Here is a 1,169-nt window from a genome sequence, read left to right on the forward strand (position 1 = left end):
CGCGACCTTTCAGAGTGCTGGCTCGTGTCCAACCCCAGGTTCCGGCCTGCGACCGCCAGCGTGATCAGCCGAAGGCGCGTGCCGGATCGAACGGCGTGCCCTCGTGCAGCATGTGGTAACAGGCACGCGCCAGCTTGTGCGCCACCGCCTTGATCGCGACCACGCGGTGCTTGCGGGCGCGCTTGCGGTCGTACCAGCGTCGAATCAGCGGATCGAAGCGGATAGCGTGGTTGGCCGCCTCTACGTATGCCCAGCACAGGTAGCGGTTGCCGCACTTGCGATTGCCATGCCCCTTCCGTTTGCCGTTGGACAACCGCACGCTCTCGACCATGCGGCAGTACGAGGCGTAGTCGCCCACCGAAGCGAACCGGTCGATGTCGCCGCTTTCCAGCAGGATCGTCATGCCCAGGATCGGGCCGATGCCGGGCACGCTGCGCAGCCGCATCAGCAGGTCCGGTCGAGCGATGTCCTTGCCGATCCACTGCTCAAGTGCCGCGATCTGATCCTGCAGAGTGAGCCACAGCTTGAACTGGATCAGCACGCCGTAGCGTGTAGCCAGGTCCGGGAACAGCTCGACCAATCGCGTCGGCGTCAGCTGCCGCAGTGCATTGCCCGACAGTTGCTTGCCGGTGCTGCGACTGAAGCTCGATTGGATCGACAACATCAACCGCACCGCCTGCCGGACCAGGGCGAAGCGGCGGCGCAAAAGGTCGCGCGTGGCGCGCTGCTCGCGCGGATAGATGTAACCCTCCGGCAACAACCCCAGGCGCATCAGCTGCGCCAGGTGCAGCGCGTCCGTGTGATCGTCGCCGTGCTTCAGGCCGTCGTACTGCGGAATCGCCGCGGTGTGGACCAAGTGCACGGTGTAGCCATGATCCATCAGGCCATCGACCAGCCAGTACCAGTTGTAGGTGGACTCCACCGCCATGCCGACCAGCTCCTCCCGGTACGGCGCCAAATCCGTCAGCAGACGTGGCAGGTCGTTGGGGCGTCGACACTGCAGCAGCGGCTTGCCTTGGCCATCGATGACGGCCAACACGCTGTTGCTGGAATGCAGATCGATGGCTGCGTAAAGTGACATGGCTGCCTCCTGTCGCGGGGCGACGTCCGACGTTGTGGTGACATCGAACGTACCGCCACGCGCGGGAGGCGGCGACATGAGTTTTCAG

1 protein-coding gene is annotated in these 1,169 nt (G+C 64.8%); it reads right to left on the bottom strand.

The genetic code is table 11. The features are described from left to right. Window positions 1–64: 64 nt before the first annotated feature. Window positions 65–1,081 carry an IS110 family transposase gene (locus C693_RS0106015; protein WP_017461349.1) on the bottom strand — a complete coding sequence of 339 codons (1,017 nt, stop codon included), beginning with the start codon at window positions 1,079–1,081 and terminating at the stop codon, window positions 65–67. Between the last annotated feature and the right edge of the window lie 88 nt (window positions 1,082–1,169).

The organism is Dyella ginsengisoli LA-4 (genome assembly GCF_000334915.1).
GTDB lineage: Bacteria > Pseudomonadota > Gammaproteobacteria > Xanthomonadales > Rhodanobacteraceae > Dyella_A > Dyella_A ginsengisoli_A.

Coding starts and splice junctions, on each gene's coding strand:
- C693_RS0106015 (WP_017461349.1), bottom strand. CDS start 1,081: ATGTCACTTTACGCAGCCATCGATCTGCATTCCAGCAACAGCGTGTTG.